Source organism: Anaerosphaera aminiphila DSM 21120, from assembly GCF_900129925.1.
GTDB lineage: Bacteria > Bacillota > Clostridia > Tissierellales > Peptoniphilaceae > Anaerosphaera > Anaerosphaera aminiphila.
The window spans coordinates 51516-69647 of record NZ_FQXI01000001.1 but is presented as its reverse complement, the minus strand read 5'-3'; the positions used below and the strand labels follow the sequence as shown (position 1 = coordinate 69647).

At 29.2% G+C, this 18132-nt stretch carries 18 protein-coding genes; 4 read left to right on the top strand and 14 right to left on the bottom strand.

The genetic code is table 11. The features are described from left to right. The first annotated feature begins 61 nt into the window (after positions 1-61). Both BUB47_RS00365 and BUB47_RS00360 read left to right on the top strand, forming a co-directional pair. A complete protein-coding gene (locus BUB47_RS00365; RefSeq protein WP_073182724.1) occupies positions 62-835 on the top strand; it encodes a threonine/serine exporter family protein in 774 nt (257 codons plus the stop codon). Positions 836-843: 8 nt separating this feature from the next. Further along, positions 844-1296, top strand: coding sequence for a threonine/serine exporter family protein (locus tag BUB47_RS00360; RefSeq protein ID WP_073182722.1), 453 nt, complete (start codon positions 844-846; stop codon positions 1294-1296). An 84-nt stretch (positions 1297-1380) separates the two neighbouring features. On the opposite strand, the gene nifJ is transcribed toward BUB47_RS00360, so the two are convergent. The 6 genes from nifJ to BUB47_RS00330 form a co-directional block, all read right to left on the bottom strand. Then, positions 1381-4908 (bottom strand): pyruvate:ferredoxin (flavodoxin) oxidoreductase, encoded by a 3528-nt coding sequence (nifJ, locus tag BUB47_RS00355; RefSeq protein WP_073182721.1) that lies wholly within the window; start codon positions 4906-4908, stop codon positions 1381-1383. 125 nt (positions 4909-5033) lie between these two features. Beyond that, a complete protein-coding gene (gene hprK / locus BUB47_RS00350) occupies positions 5034-5945 on the bottom strand; it encodes an HPr(Ser) kinase/phosphatase (RefSeq protein ID WP_073182719.1) in 912 nt (303 codons plus the stop codon). Continuing rightward, positions 5932-7794 (bottom strand): excinuclease ABC subunit UvrC, encoded by a 1863-nt coding sequence (uvrC, locus tag BUB47_RS00345; protein WP_073182717.1) that lies wholly within the window; start codon positions 7792-7794, stop codon positions 5932-5934. Before uvrC ends, hprK begins: the two co-directional genes overlap by 14 nt. 8 nt (positions 7795-7802) lie before the next feature. After that, a complete protein-coding gene (locus tag BUB47_RS00340) occupies positions 7803-9566 on the bottom strand; it encodes an aminopeptidase P family protein (RefSeq protein ID WP_073182715.1) in 1764 nt (587 codons plus the stop codon). Between the two features lie 77 nt (positions 9567-9643). Next, positions 9644-10231, bottom strand: coding sequence for a DUF3793 family protein (locus BUB47_RS00335; protein WP_073182714.1), 588 nt, complete (start codon positions 10229-10231; stop codon positions 9644-9646). A 1-nt stretch (position 10232) separates the two neighbouring features. After that, positions 10233-10661 (bottom strand): flavodoxin, encoded by a 429-nt coding sequence (locus BUB47_RS00330; protein WP_073182712.1) that lies wholly within the window; start codon positions 10659-10661, stop codon positions 10233-10235. Positions 10662-10767: 106 nt separating this feature from the next. Here BUB47_RS00330 and BUB47_RS00325 point away from each other — a divergent pair, with 106 nt between their 5' ends. Then, positions 10768-11412 (top strand): helix-turn-helix domain-containing protein, encoded by a 645-nt coding sequence (locus tag BUB47_RS00325; RefSeq protein ID WP_073182711.1) that lies wholly within the window; start codon positions 10768-10770, stop codon positions 11410-11412. 32 nt (positions 11413-11444) lie between these two features. On the opposite strand, the gene spoVG is transcribed toward BUB47_RS00325, so the two are convergent. After that, positions 11445-11741 carry a septation regulator SpoVG gene (spoVG, locus tag BUB47_RS00320; protein ID WP_073182709.1) on the bottom strand — a complete coding sequence of 99 codons (297 nt, stop codon included), beginning with the start codon at positions 11739-11741 and terminating at the stop codon, positions 11445-11447. 143 nt (positions 11742-11884) lie between these two features. On the opposite strand from spoVG, the gene murC reads away from it, so the two are divergent. Next, positions 11885-13267 (top strand): UDP-N-acetylmuramate--L-alanine ligase, encoded by a 1383-nt coding sequence (gene murC, locus BUB47_RS00315; RefSeq protein ID WP_073182707.1) that lies wholly within the window; start codon positions 11885-11887, stop codon positions 13265-13267. Positions 13268-13312: 45 nt separating this feature from the next. On the opposite strand, the gene BUB47_RS00310 is transcribed toward murC, so the two are convergent. From BUB47_RS00310 to msrA, 7 genes are all read right to left on the bottom strand, one after another. Beyond that, a complete protein-coding gene (locus BUB47_RS00310) occupies positions 13313-13840 on the bottom strand; it encodes a DUF6648 family protein (RefSeq protein ID WP_073183372.1) in 528 nt (175 codons plus the stop codon). A gap of 131 nt (positions 13841-13971) precedes the next feature. After that, positions 13972-14397 carry a hypothetical protein gene (locus BUB47_RS00305; RefSeq protein WP_073182706.1) on the bottom strand — a complete coding sequence of 142 codons (426 nt, stop codon included), beginning with the start codon at positions 14395-14397 and terminating at the stop codon, positions 13972-13974. Further along, on the bottom strand, positions 14394-15305 hold the full coding sequence (locus BUB47_RS00300; protein WP_073182704.1) for a tRNA modification radical SAM protein MnmL/YtqA: 912 nt from the start codon (positions 15303-15305) through the stop codon (positions 14394-14396). Before BUB47_RS00300 ends, BUB47_RS00305 begins: the two co-directional genes overlap by 4 nt. Next, positions 15302-15745 (bottom strand): peroxiredoxin, encoded by a 444-nt coding sequence (locus BUB47_RS00295; RefSeq protein WP_073182702.1) that lies wholly within the window; start codon positions 15743-15745, stop codon positions 15302-15304. The genes BUB47_RS00300 and BUB47_RS00295 overlap by 4 nt, the downstream gene beginning before the upstream one ends. A 5-nt stretch (positions 15746-15750) precedes the next feature. Beyond that, the gene (locus tag BUB47_RS00290; RefSeq protein ID WP_073182700.1) at positions 15751-16113 is read right to left on the bottom strand and encodes a DUF1292 domain-containing protein; all 363 of its coding nucleotides are present in this window, start codon (positions 16111-16113) and stop codon (positions 15751-15753) included. Positions 16114-16125: 12 nt separating this feature from the next. Beyond that, the gene (locus BUB47_RS00285) at positions 16126-17577 is read right to left on the bottom strand and encodes an aminoacyl-histidine dipeptidase (RefSeq protein WP_073182698.1); all 1452 of its coding nucleotides are present in this window, start codon (positions 17575-17577) and stop codon (positions 16126-16128) included. Positions 17578-17645: 68 nt separating this feature from the next. Next, on the bottom strand, positions 17646-18119 hold the full coding sequence (gene msrA / locus BUB47_RS00280) for a peptide-methionine (S)-S-oxide reductase MsrA (RefSeq protein ID WP_073182696.1): 474 nt from the start codon (positions 18117-18119) through the stop codon (positions 17646-17648). Between the last annotated feature and the right edge of the window lie 13 nt (positions 18120-18132).

The following is an 18132-nucleotide window of genomic DNA, read 5'->3' as shown; positions in this document are numbered from 1 at the left end:
AATTAATATTGATTGTCTAAAGCTTTCTAAGATAGTATAATTGAAATGATTGGAGAAATATATGAAACGAAATTTAAATGATATTAAAGATGCTAAACAATTAATGAATTTATCTCTATATGCAGGAAAACTATTAGTAAAAAACGGAGCTGAAATATATAGAGCTGAAGATACAGTTCAACGTATTTGTAAATCTGTATCTAATGTTGAAGCTGTAGATGCCTATGTGTTAACTTCAGGAATATTTGTATCTTTAGAATATGACAATGAAATAATTACAATTTTTAAAAAAGTGCATAATTCAACTATTAATCTTGAAAAAATCGACAAAATAAATGACTTTTCACGTAGATTTGTAAATGAAGATATTTCCTATAATCAAGGTATGCAGATTTTAAAAGATATAGATGAAAATTCTAATTTAGATAATTGGAAAGCTCATATTGCAGCAGGATGGTTAGCTTCCTTTTTTTCTCTATTATTTGGTGGAGACTTAAAAGATTTTTTATGTGCCTTTATTATTACACTGTTCATGTCCTTTATTTTATCTAAAGCCTCCAAATTTAAATTTAATTTTTTTATCTATAATTTTCTGGGCGCTTTTGTAAGTTCAATATTTGCGCTAGTTTTAACTAACCTTAATTTTGCAACCAATTACAATATGGTGATAATTGGATCTATTATGATTTTAGTTCCAGGAGTTTCAGCTACAAACGCTGCCAGAGACATTATAAATGGAGATTTTTTATCAGGAGTAATGGGCTTAGCTAAGACAGTATTTCTTGGTTTGGCCATAGCTCTTGGCGTTGGTGCCGCATTACAAATTTTTAAGTGAGGTGTATTATGTACTATTACATTACACAGTTTTTAATAGCAACTTTTGCAGCAATGGGTTTTGCCATATATTTTAATTGTCCCAAAAAAGCTATTTTTATATCATGTATATATGGTGGTATTTCATGGATTATATATAAATTCACCCTGTTGCAAACAAATAACTTCTTCATTGCCGGATGCTTTTCTACCTTTGTTTTAGGTTTTATTGGTGAATTTGCGGCAAGAAGGATGAAAAAACCTGCAACTGTATTTATATTACCAGCTCTAACGCCTATGGTTCCTGGAGCAGGGATGTACTATACTATGTATTATTTAATTAATGACAATACTAAATTAGCCCAACAATCTGCTATTGAAACTTTTTTAATAGCTTCTTCATTAGCTGTTGGAATTGTTGCATCAACTTCAATTATTAATGCATATAAGATTTTTATAGATGATATTAAGAAAGGAAGTTAATATAGTTCTAATACAATTTAAATGATAAAAAAACAATGTTATTCAAATAACATTGTTTTTTTATCATTTTTTAACTATTTAAATTTAGTTTGGTTGTTCCATTTTTAAATAGTAGTCATATCTATCTTTTGCATTTTCTTCTGCAATTTCAAATAGTTGTTCTGCTCTTTCAGGGAATAATTTTTTCAACGAAGTATATCTAATTTCTCCATCTAAGAATTCTCTAAATGGTTTAGTAGGAGCTTTTGAATCTAGTACAAATGGATTCTTTCCTTCTTTTTTCAATTCAGGATTAAATCTGTATAAGTGCCAGTATCCAGTATCTACCGCCTTCTTTTCTTCTTCAATTGAAGCGCCCATTCCAGCTTTAATACCATGATTTATACATGGAGCATAGCAAATTATTAGGGATGGCCCTTTATAAGCCTCTGCTTCTTTAATTGCCTTTAAAGCTTGGTTTTTATCTGCTCCTAGAGCTATTTGAGCAACATATACATATTCATATGTTGCAGCCATCATTCCAAGGTCTTTTTTCCTTGTCAATTTTCCTGATGCTGCAAATTGAGCTACAGCTGCTGTTGGAGTTGCCTTAGAAGCTTGTCCTCCAGTATTAGAATAAACTTCAGTGTCTACAACTATTACATTAATATCTTCTCCTGAAGCTAGAACATGGTCTAATCCTCCATATCCAATATCATACGCCCAGCCGTCTCCACCTATTACCCATTGAGATTTTTTAATTAAAAACTTTCTCAAACTATTTAAATTTGACATAATTTCATTGGCTTTTTCATCGTTAAACTGTTTTTCAAATATAGGAATAAGTTTTACACTAGCTAATTTTGAAGTTTTATAGTCATCCATTCCTGCAATCCACTCTTCAAATAGTGCATTTACATTTTGATCTATATTTAATTCTATAAATTCTTCCATTAATACTTTAATTCTATTTCTTGTTTGAGTTTGAGAAATCGCCATTCCAAATCCATATTCCGCATTGTCTTCAAATAGTGAATTTGCCCATGATGGACCACAACCATTATTGTCAGTGCAATATGGCATTGACGGTGCAGAACCACCCCATATTGAAGTACATCCTGTTGCATTGGCAATACTCATTCTATCTCCGAACAATTGCGTAATTAGCTTAATATAAGGTGTTTCACCACAACCAGCACACGCTCCTGAAAATTCAAGGTATGGCATAAAGAATTGTGAGTTTTTAACGTTATTAGCTTCAAAATCATCTTGCTTAGAAGTTATTGTAGTAGAATAATTCCAATTATCTTCTTCTTGAAGCATTGTCTCTAAAGGTGTCATAATAAGTGCTTTTTCCTTTGAAGGACAAACTTGAGCACAGTTTCCACATCCAGTACAATCTAGTGGAGAAACTTGAATTCTATATTGATATTTGTCAGCGCCCTTTCCAATTCCCTTTTTTGTCTTAAAGCTATCAGGTGCATTGTTAACTTCTTCTTCATCTAATAAGAATGGTCTAATAGCAGCATGAGGACAAACGAACGAACATTGGTTACATTGGATACACTTTTCTATTTCCCACTTAGGAACATTAACTGCTATTCCTCTTTTTTCATATTTACTAGTTCCCGCAGGGAATGTTCCGTCTTCAACACCTACAAATGAAGAAACAGGTAAGTCGTTTCCCTCTTGTCTACTCATAGGAACTAATATGTCATTTATAAATTCAGGTGCATTCTTAATAGTGTGATCATCGCTTGATGTTAAATTTTTCCAGCTATCTGGTATATTAACAAGATGTGTAGCGCCTATTCCGGCATCTACAGCACGATAGTTCATTTGTACAATATCGTCACCCTTTGTTCCATAGTCATTTACAATTGCTTCTTTTAAGAATTTTATTGCTTCGTCAATAGGTAAAACTTCTGAAAGTTTAAAGAATGCAGATTGCATTACCATGTTAATTCTCTCGCCAAGTCCAATTTCAGCAGCAATTTTTGTAGCATTAATTGTATAGAATTTTATTTCATTGTCTGCAATAAATTTCTTTAGTGAATTTGGCAAGTGCTCGTCTAATTGACTATCATCCCATAGAGTATTTAATAAGAAAGTTCCACCCTTCTTTAAGCCCTTTAGTAAGTCATATAGATATACATAGGATTGTTTTGAACAAGATATAAAGTCTGACTCAGAAAGCAAGTAAGTTGAAGTTATCTTGTGGCTTCCAAATCTCAAGTGAGACATTGTAACTCCACCTGATTTTTTAGAGTCATAGTCAAAATACCCCTGAGCATACATATCAGTATTGTCACCAATAATTTTAATTGCACTTTTATTAGCACCTACAGTACCATCTGAACCAAATCCCCAGAATTTACATCTAATTGTTCCCTCTGGCTCTGTAGTTATTTTTTCTTCAATAGGTAATGAAAGTTTTGTTACGTCATCATTAATTCCAACTGTAAAATTATGAGTAGGATTCTTTGAGTCCAAATGTTTAAATACAGCTAATATATGTGATGGGTTAGTATCTTTAGATCCTAAGCCATATCTTCCTCCTATAATTAATGGAGCATTTTCTTCATCATAAAATACATCTCTAACATCTAAGTATAGAGGTTCGCCTATAGCACCTTTTTCCTTAGTTCTATCTAATACAGCAATTTTCTTAACTGTCTTAGGTATTGCTTCTAAGAAGTGTTTCTTAGAGAATGGTCTGTATAGATGTACTTTTAATAGACCTACTTTTTTATTTTTTGCATTTAAATAATCTACAACTTCTTCAATTGTCTCTGTTACTGAGCCCATTGCAATTATAATTTCCTCTGCATCATCAGCTCCGTAATAGTTAAATAAACCGTAATCTCTACCAGTTAATTTAGATATCTCTTTCATATATTCTTCTGTTGTACCTATTACATCAGAATAAAAATTATTTGATGATTCAACAGATTGAAAATATATGTCAGGGTTTTGTGCTGTACCTCTAACTACAGGCGAATTTGGATTTAAAGCCCTTTCTTTAAATTCATTTATTGATTTTTTGTCTACTAATTTTTCAAGATCATCATAATTTAAAACTTCTATTTTTTGCATTTCGTGTGATGTTCTAAAACCATCGAAAAAATGTGCAAAAGGTACTCTGCTCTTAATAGAAGTAAGATGTGCAACTGCTGCCATATCCATAGATTCTTGTACAGAACCTGATGCTAAAAGTGCAAATCCGGATGCACGACAAGCCATAACGTCTTGATGATCACCAAAAATTGATAGTGCATGTGAAGCTAAAGCACGTGCTGCAACGTGAAATACTCCTGGAAGTAATTCACCTGCTATCTTATACATATTTGGCAACATAAGTAATAATCCTTGTGATGCAGTATAAGTAGAAGTTAATGAACCGGCTTGAAGTGCACCGTGCATAGCACCAGCAGCCCCTGCTTCTGATTGTAGTTCTTTTACTAAAACTTCTTGTCCGAAAATATTTTTTCTTCCTTGTGAAGCCCAAGCATCTATATGTTCTGCCATAGGTGATGATGGCGTAATTGGATATATACAAGCTATATCTGAAAAGGCATATGCTACGTGAGCAGCCGCTTCATTACCATCCATAGTTTTGAAAATTTTTCCCATAATAACCCCCCGTTTTTAGTTACTGATATAATTTTATTCTTAATACTATTATAGGCTTATAATTCAGGTATTTTCAAGAATTATATTCTTATAATACACTATAAAAACATAGTATAGCTTTAAATTTACTTATATTTTAAAATCCTATTGTTTAATTCAATGGCAGGATTATACCCTGTTTCTTTTTGTTTAAAATTCTTTGTGGCTGCTTCAATTATAAGTGCAGTGTCCCTTCCTGGTTTAACTGGTATAGTGTATTTGACAACTTCTTTTCCTAAGATTTCTTCATAGTCATCATCTATTCCCAGCCTTTCATATTCTTTAGACTTATCCCACGCTTCTAAGTGAACAATCATTTCAACTTCCTTATCTTCCATTACAAAGCCTATTCCAAATAACTTTTGAATATCTATTATTCCCACACCTCTAATTTCCATAAAGTACTTAGTTATTTCAGGTGAAGTCCCTATTAATCTATTTTCTATGTTTTTTATAATAACAGAATCATCTGATATTAATTTTGAACCCTTGGAGATTAAATTTAATGCAGCTTCTGATTTTCCAATCCCTGTGTTTCCAGTTATTAATACTCCTACACCATATACATCTAGTAGAACTCCGTGTTTCCTCATCTTTGGAGCAAGTTCTACCTCAATATAGTTTTGAAATTTTACTGTGAACTTTGAAAAAGAATCTTTTGTCCTCAATAGAGATATATCATATTTTTTAGACAACTCGATAATTTCGTTGTGAATCCAATGATTACCGGAAAAAATCAGTGCTGGAATTTTATGACTAAAAAACTCATCAATTGATTTATAACGCTCCTCCGGACTTAATTCATTTATATAGTACCATTCCTGCTCTCCTATTACTTGCAATCTTTTTGGTGGAAATTTATTATAATAGCCTGTCAATTGTAATCCCGGTCTATTTATTTCTCCATTTAATAAAATTACATCTTCTATACTTTCTGGAATATAAATTTTTTCAAGTGGCAAATCATCAATTATTTTTTGCAAACTAATTCCCTTCATTCTTTCCTCCTTGAAAGTGATTATATAATATTTCTGCAGATTTTTTATTCATTGAACTTACTTCTAGAAGCTCTTCAACAGTTGCGTTTTTAATTTTATTTATGGATTTAAAGTGTTTCATCAAATCCTGTTTTCTCTTATTTCCAATTTGCTCGATTCCATCTAATTCTGATTTAAATAAAATTTTATTTCTCAATGACTTATGATAATTAATTGCAAATCTATGAGCCTCTTCTTGAATTTTATATATTAATTTATAACCTTTAGAAGATTGATTTAAGTCGTATTCTATGTTGTTATAAATAATTCCTCTCGTCTTGTGAAAGTCATCTTTTACTAAACCACATACTTCAATATCCAATTTTAAGTTTTCCAGTACTTCCAGAGCAATATTTACCTGTCCCTTACCGCCATCAATCATTATTAAGTCAGGAAATGAGGCAAAGGATGAGTTTATATTCTTTTCTCTCTCTTCTATACCTCTTTTAAATCTTCTACTTAAAACCTCTCTCATAGAAGCATAGTCATCAGGGCCTATTACATCTTTTATTTTAAATTTTCTGTAGTCAGTTTTTTTTGCTTCTCCACTTTCAAATACTATCATTGACCCCACAGACTCAACTCCATAAGTATTGGAGATATCATATGCTTCAATTCTAGTGGGTATTTTATCTAAATTCAAAGTGTCTTTTATTTCCTCTAATGCCAGTAAGTTACTTTCCATCTTTTTTTTGTACTTATTGGAATATTTATTCAGCATGTCAATTGCATTTTTCTTAACTAGTCTGACAAGTTCTTTTTTCTCTCCTTTTTGAGGCGTTATAATTTTAACGCCAGCGCCTCTCTTAGCAGATAAAAAGTCTTCTAAATCTCCCAACTCTTCTAAATTTGCCTCAATAATTACTTCTTTAGGTATAAAAGTCATATCAGTATAAAATTGTTTTATAAAGGCAGAAATTATTTCAGATGCACTGTCGTTAAAATAATCTCTCATAAAGTAATGTTCTCTTCCTATAATTTTGCCCGCTCTTATAAAAAATACTTGAACCAAAACTTCGTTTACACCACGAGCTATTCCTATAACATCTTTATTATCGCTGTAGTCTGTATTTGATATTATTTGTTTTTCATTTAATAATTCTAAATTTTCTATGTCATCTCTAATTGCAGCTGCCTTTTCATATTCTAAATTTTCAGAGGCATTTAACATTTTTTCTTTTAATACTTTTATTAAACTATCATCTCTTCCAGATAAAAATTTAGTTATTTTATCAATCATATTTAAATATACATCTACTTCTACATTTTCAACGCAAGGTGCCAAACACTTTCCCATGTAAAAATTTAAGCATGGCCTATGTCTTTTTTGTCCATTTTCCAAATTTAAAGAGCAAGTTTTTAAAGGAAACATTCTATGAAAGACTTCTATTGAAGAATTTACAGCAGTTACATTTGGATATGGTCCAAAATACTTGGCCTTGTCTTTTGAAATTCTCCTTGTTTTCATAACCCTTGGATATTTTTCATTAATTGTTACCTTAATGTATGGATATTGTTTATCGTCTCTTAATAAGATATTATATTTGGGATTATTATCTTTAATTAAATTGCTTTCAAGAATTAGAGATTCTACTTCATTTTCTACTATAATATATTCAAAATCATCTATATTAGAAACCATTGCTTTAACTTTAGCACTTGAGTTTCCATAACTTCCAAAATATTGCCTAACTCTCTTTCTTAAAGATTTTGCCTTTCCCACATAAATAATGTTGTCATTTTTATCTTTCATTATATAAACGCCGGGAAAATCTGGTAATTGTTTAAGTCTATCTTCTAAATCTTTCAAAAAATCACCTATTTAGATATATTTTTAGTTACTTCAAATAGCCATTTTCTTTCTTCATCTGTTAAATAATCAGATATTTTATTATATACTTCTCTGTGATATGAGTTTAAAGCGTTAATTTCATAGTCTTCTAATAAATTTACATCTATAGCATCAATATCAATTGGCGCAAATGAAATAGTATTAAATTTGTAAAATATATCATCATCTACTTTTTCATCATATACAACTTTTAAAATATTCTCTGTTCTAATTCCATATTTACCTTCTCTATAGATTCCCGGTTCATTTGAAACTATCATACCCACTTCCATAGGGCTTTCAAGAGCTCTAGGACTAATAGAAGGTGGAGCTTCATGAACACTTAAAAAGCATCCAATTCCATGCCCAGTACCACTTTTATAATCTGTTCGATTTTTCCAAACATTATATCTTGCAATTGAATCCAATGCCTTGCCAGTAGTTCCCTTTAAAAATACACATGTAGCTAACATTAGGTGAGATTTTAGTACATAAGTAAAATCTCTTATTTCTTCGCTACTTAAATTTCCCATGGAAATAGTTCTTGTAATATCAGTAGTGCCTTCTAAATATTGTGCCCCTGAATCTACTAATAAAAACCCGCTATTTTTAACCGTTGAACTATTTTCTTCACTTGCATGGTAGTGCATCATTGCAGCATTTTTTTCATAGGCAGAAATTGTATCAAAACTATCATAAATATAATCTTTTGATAATTTTCTAAATTCTCTTAATTTTAATTCTGCTTCATATTCTGTTATACCTTTATTTTTAATTGTCCTTTTAATCCAAAAAATAAATTTAGTTAAAGCTACTCCATCTTTAATATAAGCTTTTTCTATATTTGCAAGTTCTGTACTGTTTTTAATGGACTTTAATTTTTCGGTTAAATTATTTCCACTAATTATTTCATTAGACTTATCTATACAATTAAACAATTTATTATTTAACTTATTTTTATCTACATATATACTTGTATTTTCATATTTTTCAACATAATTAAAAATATCAGAGTAATTATATAATTCACAAAAAGACTCTAAATAGTTTTTTACATCATTAGATATCTTTTCTAAATCTACGAAGAGCAAAGCTCTATCTTCTTCTATAATTGCATAGGACATAACTAATGGTGTATATTTAATGTCGCTTCCCCTAATATTAAATAGCCATGCAATATCCTCCAGAGATGAAATTATAGTAATTTCAGATTTCATGTTTTTCATTTCTCTTCTAACTTCAAGTAGTTTTTCTTTGGAAGTTTTCCCTGCATATTTATCTTCATATATATATACTTTTCCCTTTGGTGGTAGCGGTCTATCTTCCCAAATTTCTTTTATTAAATTTATATTTTTTATATTAATATTTTTGAATCTTAGGGAACTCTTTAATTTTTCATAGGATTCTTGTGGAAAACACTCTAAGTCCAGTCCTATAGTTTGGTTTTTCTCTACAGTATTTCCAATCCACTCTGTATAACTTGGAACTCCACTAAATCCCATTTTCATAAGAGTAAATCCAGTGTTTTTTATTTGCTCTTCAGCTTGTATAAAATACCTTCCATCAGTCCATAAATAAGCTTCACTCAATGATATAATTGCTACTCCGGCCGACCCTGAAAAATCGGTTATAAATTCTCTTTCTTTATAATTTTCCGGTATATATTCTGATCCGTGAGGGTCGAATGTTGGAACTATATAGAAATCTATACTATTGTTAATCATTTTATCTCTTAATTTTTTTAATTTCATATTTATCGCCTCAAATAAATAATAACACATATGACTTTCTATATCTAATTTTGATAAAAAAAAGATGCTATAGTATCTCATATAGCATCTTTGTAGTATTTCTCTATAATTTTTAACTTTTCATTATCATATTTTTCAAAGGTCTTTTTCGATGCATATATGTCATTATAGCATTTCCAATATCCACTTAACTTGCACTCTTTATTTTTACATTCAAAATCTATTACATCGTTTAAGGGATATCCCAGAAAAACACCTATTTCATTTGGGCAACTATTGTTCTCTGTAAACTTAGATTTTAATACATTTAAATATTTTTCTACAGTTTCATATTCTCTATAATTTAAACTAATTAAATAGTTACTTATGCTTTCTTCTAGTAAAATTTCTTTTAAAAGTTTTTTTTTATAAAAATAAACTAAAGTAAAGTTTTCACTTTCTTTAAATTCAAAATAATCCACATTTAACATTTTCCTAAAAAAATCTTTGTTTTCACTCCAAATATCCTTTAATTTCCTACTTGAGTTACAAATATTTACTAATGTAGCTATTTTAATATTTGAGGATGTTGGCGATGTTAAAAATCTAAGTATTGCCAATAAATAATTAAAGTCATCATATTTATCAATAAATTTATAAAATTCTAAAAAATTTTTCTTATACATTTTAAGCGTTAGCTAAATCTTTACCTAGTGATTCGCATTCATCTATAGCATCTTCATCTGGTGAATCATAGGCTATAAAACCATCGGCAATTAATTTACATCCAGTAGCCATGATCTCATCTTGCCATGATCTCATCCACTCTCCATCTGCCCATTCATAAGATCCAAAAATTACTACATTTTTTCCTGCTAAAAGTGAATTTACCTTATCCATAAATGGTCTCATTTCTGTTTCTTCCAATTCTTCAGCACCCATTGCAGGACATCCAAATGCTATATTGTTAACACTTTTAACATCATCTTCAGTTGCTTGGCCGACTTCAATTATCTTTACTTCAGCACCTGCGCCCTCTGCACCCTTTCCCATGGCATTTGCCATAATTTCTGTATTTCCTGTTCCTGTCCAATAAATTATATTTACTTTTTTCATAATTATCTCCTTTTTGATATTGTTTATCATTTATATATAAATTATAATAGAATTAGATAAAATAAATTATATAAAGCTATCATAATTTTATATAAAGGAGATAATTATGCTTAATCAAATTGCCTTGGCAGAACAACTCAGTCCATCAACTGTAAAAGAAGCTATTAATATATATAGTACCAATATAAAAAACACAAATTATAATGTAAATAGTATAAAAAAATATTTAAATACCTTGAATATTTTTTTATATACTTATTTTTTGTTGAAATATAATAGAGACTTGGAAAACCTAGCTCATAAAAACGATAAAATAATTTCTAATGAAAATAATCTTCAAAATTTGATACATTTTGGAGAAAAATTAATAAAAGAATATTCAAATAATTTAGAGATTACACTAGAAAAAAATGATCATTTAATTATTAAAAATGCTCTTGATATTATAAATGTTACTTTTAATAAAAAAATAACTTTAACAGAAATAGCTGACAAATTACATATCTCTAAAAATTATTTGTGTTGCTTGTTTAAAAAAGAAACAGGATATAGATTTTGTGAATACATAAATATATTAAGAGTCAACAGAGCTAAATTATTAATTATTCAAAGCCGTAAAAATTTTGACTATATAGCTTATGATTGTGGCTTTTCTTCTCAATCACATTTTTCTACAACTTTTAAAAAATATACGGGTACTACTCCAAATCAATTTAAAATAAATATAAACAATACAAAAAAAAGTCCATAATTATGGACTTTTAGTTTTAAATTATTCAATTGTTACTCCTGAGTAGATTCTACTTCTTCTTTTTCTTCAGGCTCATTGATAATTTCTTCGTATTTAGCGAAAACAGCATCCTCAACTTTTTTTCTTGATTCTGCGTTAATAGGATGTGCGATATCTCTAAATTCACCGTTTGGAAGCTTTCTACTTGGCATAGCTATAAATAAGGAATCAGCACCTTCTATTATTTTTATGTCATGAATAACAATCTCATCATCAAAAGTAACCGAAACTATAGCTTTCATTTTACCTTCATCAGGTAATTTTCTAATTCTTACGTCTGTGATTTTCACTTAATACTCACCCCTTCTATTTTTAATTATACTATATTTATTGCTTAAAATATACATTAATTAAAATATTAACGATAATTATATATTTTTACTTTTCTATATTTAATGTTATAATTAGTTTGGTTAATTAATAGGAGGTTTACATGTTTAGTTTTAATATAAATGATCATAAATATAGACATATCCACTTCATTGGCATAGGAGGAATTTCTATGAGTGGCTTAGCTGAAATAATGTTAAGTGAAGGGTATGTAGTATCTGGTTCTGATGCAAAAGGTAGTCAAATAATAGATAAATTAAAAAATGATGGTGCAATAATATATAACGTTCATTCCCCTGCTAATATTAAAGATGCAGATTTAATTGTTTTTACTGATGCAATTAGCTTGGACAATGAAGAGTTAGCTGCTGCTATTAAATCAAAAATCGATATAATAGATAGAGCTTCCTTCTTAGGCGCTATTATGAAAAACTATCAATCTTCAATTGCTGTGTCTGGTACTCATGGAAAGACTTCAACTACTTCTATGATTACTGAAATAATTAAAAATATAGATATAAATCCTACTATTTTATTAGGAGGGCAGTTAGATGGAATACAAGGTAATGTGAAAATCGGAGGAAAAAAACTTTTTTTAACAGAGGCTTGTGAGTATAAAGCTAATGTTTTAAAATATTATCCTACTACTGCAATTATATTAAATATTGATGAAGATCATTTAGATTATTTTGACAACATTGAGCACATAATAAATACTTTTAAAAAGTATTCTGAAAATTTAACAAAAAATGATAAATTAATTTTAAATATTGATGACGAAAATACAGCTTTACTTAAAAATTCAACAAACTGCAATGTTGTTACTTTTGCAATAGATAATAATGCAAATTACAGGGCAAAAAATGTTTCTTATGATTCAAATGGATATCCTAATTATGACTTATATTATAATGGCAATTATGTTGACAGTGTAAGTCTTTCCGTAATGGGGATTCACAATGTATACAATTCTCTTGCTGCAATAACAGCATCAGTTGAAAATGGAATTTCTTTTTCAACTGCTATAGAGGGAATTAAAATTTATACTGGAGTTCACAGAAGACTTGAATTTAAGGGGATTTATAATGGAGCCATTGTAAAAGATGACTATGCTCACCATCCAACTGAAATAAAAGTTACTTTAAATGCAATTAGAAAAGGGCTTAAGGGAAAATTGTATTGTATATTTCAACCACATACTTTTACTAGGACAAAACTTCTTTTAGATAGTTTTTCAAAATCTTTTAACGATGCAGATATTACTATTATCACAGATATTTATGCTGCAAGAGAAAAGGACTATGGAGATATTCACTCTAAGACTCTCTATGAAGCAATTCAACTTAATGGAAATGAAAGCCTCTATATTAAAGATTTTGATGATATTGTAAAATACCTTAAAGAAAATTTAAAAGAAGGAGATATGGTCATTACTATGGGAGCTGGAGATGTGTATAAAATAGGTGATATGTTATTAGATAGTTAGATTAAATAAAAATGTAGAGTTGAAATTCCAACTCTACATTTTTATTTAATATTTTTCATTAATATATTCTTCAATTAAAGATGTTTTTACATCTGAATCAAACACTTTTTTTTCTTTTAAAATTTTTAACAACCATTCAGCTTTCGAGTGAAAAATTGCCTCCGTCTTATTTTCTAAAACTATTTCATATAAACTATCTTTCAAGTAATCAGAATCACATTTTATAAAATAGCTTTGAACATCTTCAAAGTCTTGAAGTTTAAGTATAGCTAGAGCACTTTCATCTTTCCCATCATAATATTTGTTTCCGAGATTTAAGTAGTAATTATAATATCTGGAATGCTTTTTTGTGTTTTTCACTTCTTTAGCTAACATTTTATAATACTTAGCCATTCCATTATAATATTGGTAGTTAAATAGTCCTTTTTCATAAGAATCTATTTTTAAAAAAGGTCTAGCATTTACCGATATAAAATAATCATAATTATACTTTAAAAATTCACGTTTAGTAATGTTCCCATTACTGTATTTATTTATCAAGAATGAACGATGTTCAAAAAAATCTTCAAACATATTAATTTTGTTTATATAGTTCACAAAAACTCCTACATCTAATTTAAAACTTGCAATAAAAATGGTACTACCATAGCAAGAACTAAAATCATGGCTATTGTTCTTATCATTTTCTTATTCACAATATCACCTTACTGAGGTTTAACTTCCAACGCATGATCTTTTAATGATTCTGGCATATCATCTAAAAGATAATCCACATTTATATATATTTCTCTGTTATTTGCCTCTTTTACCTTTTCTATTTTATTTGTTATATGCTCTAGATCTTCAACAGTTAAATGTAATACCTTGTAAATTCCATCTATATATATTTTTTGTAAATCATAATCCATTGCCATTAATCCACAAATAAATCCATAAAAAGACTCAACATCATCTAACATGTAATCTGTCGCATTTATCAATCTAACATTATAATCAAGACTAAATATGTGATCATCATCAACTTCTACAAAAGCAATATTTCCATTTCCGCTTTTATAATCAGCATTTGCATTGTCAATAAGCCATCTAGTTTTACCAGATCCCTTAGCTCCTAAAATAAACTTAATCATACTATCATATCCTTTCTAATATATTGACCCTGATAAAAATTATTTATCTGCATTTTTTCAACAATATCATCTCTAATTTTCCACCAAGATGTATCCCAATTACAAAATAAACTATTTTCTTCAGGAGCACGTCCAATAAGTCTCTGCACTACAATTTTATCATCTAAATATTGTAGAAAGAGTATAACTCTATCTTTATATTCTTCTAAAGTTATCAGTTCAATATTTCCTTTTTCATATAAATTTCCAAGTACAGTATTTTTTAAAATATACAATGCATGCACTTTTACTTCTTCCACATTTAAAGCATTTAAAACTTTAGCAGTTTCTATAGTATCTAATTTATCATCATAGGGCAAATTTAAGATTACATGTGCGCATACCCTAATTCCTCTTCTATGAGTTCTAATGACTCCATCAATAAATTCGGCTATTCCATGACCTCTGTTTATTTTATAGAGGGTCTTATAATTTGCTGTCTGTAATCCAAGTTCAAGTGTAACCATAACCTTTTTATTGATTTCTTCTAAATAATCTAAGAAGATTTCAGGTATACAATCAGGTCTTGTTGAAATGGAAATTCCAACAACATCTTCCATTAAACACTGTTCTATATTTTCTTTAAAATTTTCTATACTGGTATAGGTATTTGTAAAATTTTGGAAATAGGCAATAAATTTTTTAGCATTGTATTTTTTTTGAATAACTACTTTATCTTTAAGAAGTTGTTCTTCAACACTGCCATATTGATTTTCAAAACTTCCGCCTTCTTCACCACAAAAACTACACCCACCATAACCTAGACTCCCGTCCCTATTGGGACAGGTTAAGTCTAATTTAACTGGTAATTTATATACTTTTTCATTAAAACGCTCTTTTAAAAAATCTGAATATTTCCTATATATCATAAACTTTTTATATACTCTAATACCTCTAAAGCATGATCTTTTGCTTTTACATCCCTATATTCTTTTATAAGGTTGCCCTCTTTATCAAATACAAATGTAGATCTAATTGTCTTTATGACATCTTTGCCATACATTTTTGCAGGTTTTAAAACGCCATAATTTTCATGTACAATCTTATCTGAATCTGATAGTAAATCAAAAGGTATATTTTCCTTTTCTTTAAATTTTAGATGACTTTTTATTGAATCCTTGCTTATTCCAAGCACTTCACACTCAAGTTTTTTAAAATCATCATAGTTCTCTGAAAATTGATTTGCTTCTAGTGTGCAACCAGAAGTATTATCTCTAGGATAAAAATAGAGAACTAAATATTTCCCCTTAAAATCATCTAATGAGACAACTTTACCACTAGTAGAATCTAAATTAAAGTTTTTTTCCAAATAAATCACTCTTCTTCAAAAAATAAGTTTTCAAATTCTTTTGAAACTCTATTGAAAAGTTCTTCATCTTCAATTACATTTAATTCCATTTCGTCATTTTCAAGTTCTAGATAATCATATATAAGCACTTCTTCACCATCTTTTTCATCTGATGGAACTAAAGCAATATAGGATTTATCTTCAAAATCAAAAACTCCCAATACTATACACTCAAGTTCTGAATCATCTTCAAGTGTCAATATTATAGTTTCAAATTCCTCATCAATATATTCATGATCGTGATCTTGAAGATCGTGATTATGGTTACAACATTCGTGGTTATGCTCATGATTGTGGTCATTGCCACAACAAGATTTATTATTTGTCATAATACCCTCCATTTATTTTAAATTTTTTAATATATTTATTACAAATTCATAAACTCTTTTAGTTGAGTTTATTTCTAGTCTTTCCCCTGGTGCATGAGGTCCATATATATTAGGTCCTATTGATAACATATCAATATCACCAATACTTTCTTTAAATAATCCGCATTCTAAGCCGGCATGAATTGCCTCTAGCTCAAGCTCTGTTCCAAATAAATCTTTGTAGACTCTAGATGCCAAGTCTCTAATTTTTGATTCATCTTTATATTCCCAAGCTGGATAAGAACTTAAAATTTTATAATGTGCATTAAATGCTTCCGCACAAACTTTGTCAATATTTCCAACTTCTTCTTTAAGAGAAGATAGTGCAGATCTTATATTCACTAGTACATCTATTCTGTCATCATAGCTTTCTATAACTCCAACATTAGTTGAACATCCAACTAAGCCTTCAATATCTTGACTCATACTCTGTACTCCATTTGGAAGCACATTAATTAAATTAATAATATCTGTCTTTAGAGAATTTTTTAAAACTTTTTCAAACTTATCTGTTTTTTCAAAATTTAATCTAACATCGGGATCAACTTTTCCAAATTCTTTTACAAAGTCTCTATTTAACTTAACGATTAAATTTTGTATATCTTTTTTATCTTCTTCATAAATAGCAATTATAGCTTTTGCATATCTTGGTATCGCATTGGGTTTTGCTCCGCCAATTATATCTACAAGGTCAATATCAAAGTTAGTATTTATCTTATATAAACTTCTGGCTAATAGTTTGTTTGAGTTTCCCAAGCCCTTTTGAATATCTTGACCTGAATGACCTCCCTTTAAACCAGATACACTAACTTCATAAAACTCTCTTTTATCTTCAGCTTTCTTAAACTCCTTTGGAAAAGAAATAGATTCTCTCTGTCCTCCAGCACAAGCAATACAAGCTACGCCTTCAGTTTCAGAGTCTAAATTTAAAAGCATTTCACCTTTTAATAGAGATCCGTCTAAATTCCTAGCTCCACTCATTCCATTTTCTTCATTAGAAGTTATTAAAACCTCCAATGGAGGGTGTTCAATAGTATCATCTTCTAGTATTGCCAAAGCCATTGCCACTGCAATTCCATTATCTGCTCCAAGAGTAGTTTCTTTTGATATAATCAAATCTCCTTCTACTTCAAAGGGAATTGGATCTTCTTCAAAATTTATATTACAGCTTTCAGTTTTTTCACAAACCATATCCATGTGGCCCTGAATAATTAAAACAGGTGATTTTTCATAACCCAAAGAAGCGGCTTTTTTAATAATAATATTATTACTACTATCTCTTATATACTCTAAAGAATGTACTTTTGCAAAATTTTCTAAATAGTCAGCAATTTTATCTTCTTGTAGAGAACATCTTGGAATTTTAGTCATTTCTTCAAAATAATGAAATACCCTATTAGGCTCTAAATTAATTAACTTATTCATGTACTCCTCCTTATAATACTACTTAACATTATACTCTAATAAAGGAAATTCTTCATTACATATTTTCATTAATCTAATTTAATATGACAATAGCCACCTGGATTATTCTTTAAGTATCTTTGATGATACTCTTCCGCTTCATAAAAATTTTCAAGAATTTTAACTTCTGTTAAAACCTTTTTTGTTGATTTCTCTTGTATATTATTAATAAAGTTTTTAATTATATCAAGGTCTTCTTGATTTTCATAGTAAATTCCAGATCTATATTGTGTTCCCATGTCATTGCCTTGTTTGTTTAAAGCATAGGGGTCAATTATTTTAAATAAATTGGTCAACAATTCCTCTAAACTTATAATATTTTTATCATACGTAATTTTAACTGTTTCTGCTGCACTTGTATTGCCTGTACAAACTTCTTCATAAGATGGAGAAATAATTTTTGAGTTTGCATATCCCACTTTAGTCTCTAAAACTCCACTGAGTCTTGCAAAATACTCCTCGACTCCCCAAAAACACCCTCCTGCAAAATAAATAGTACTCATAGAACCCTCCTCT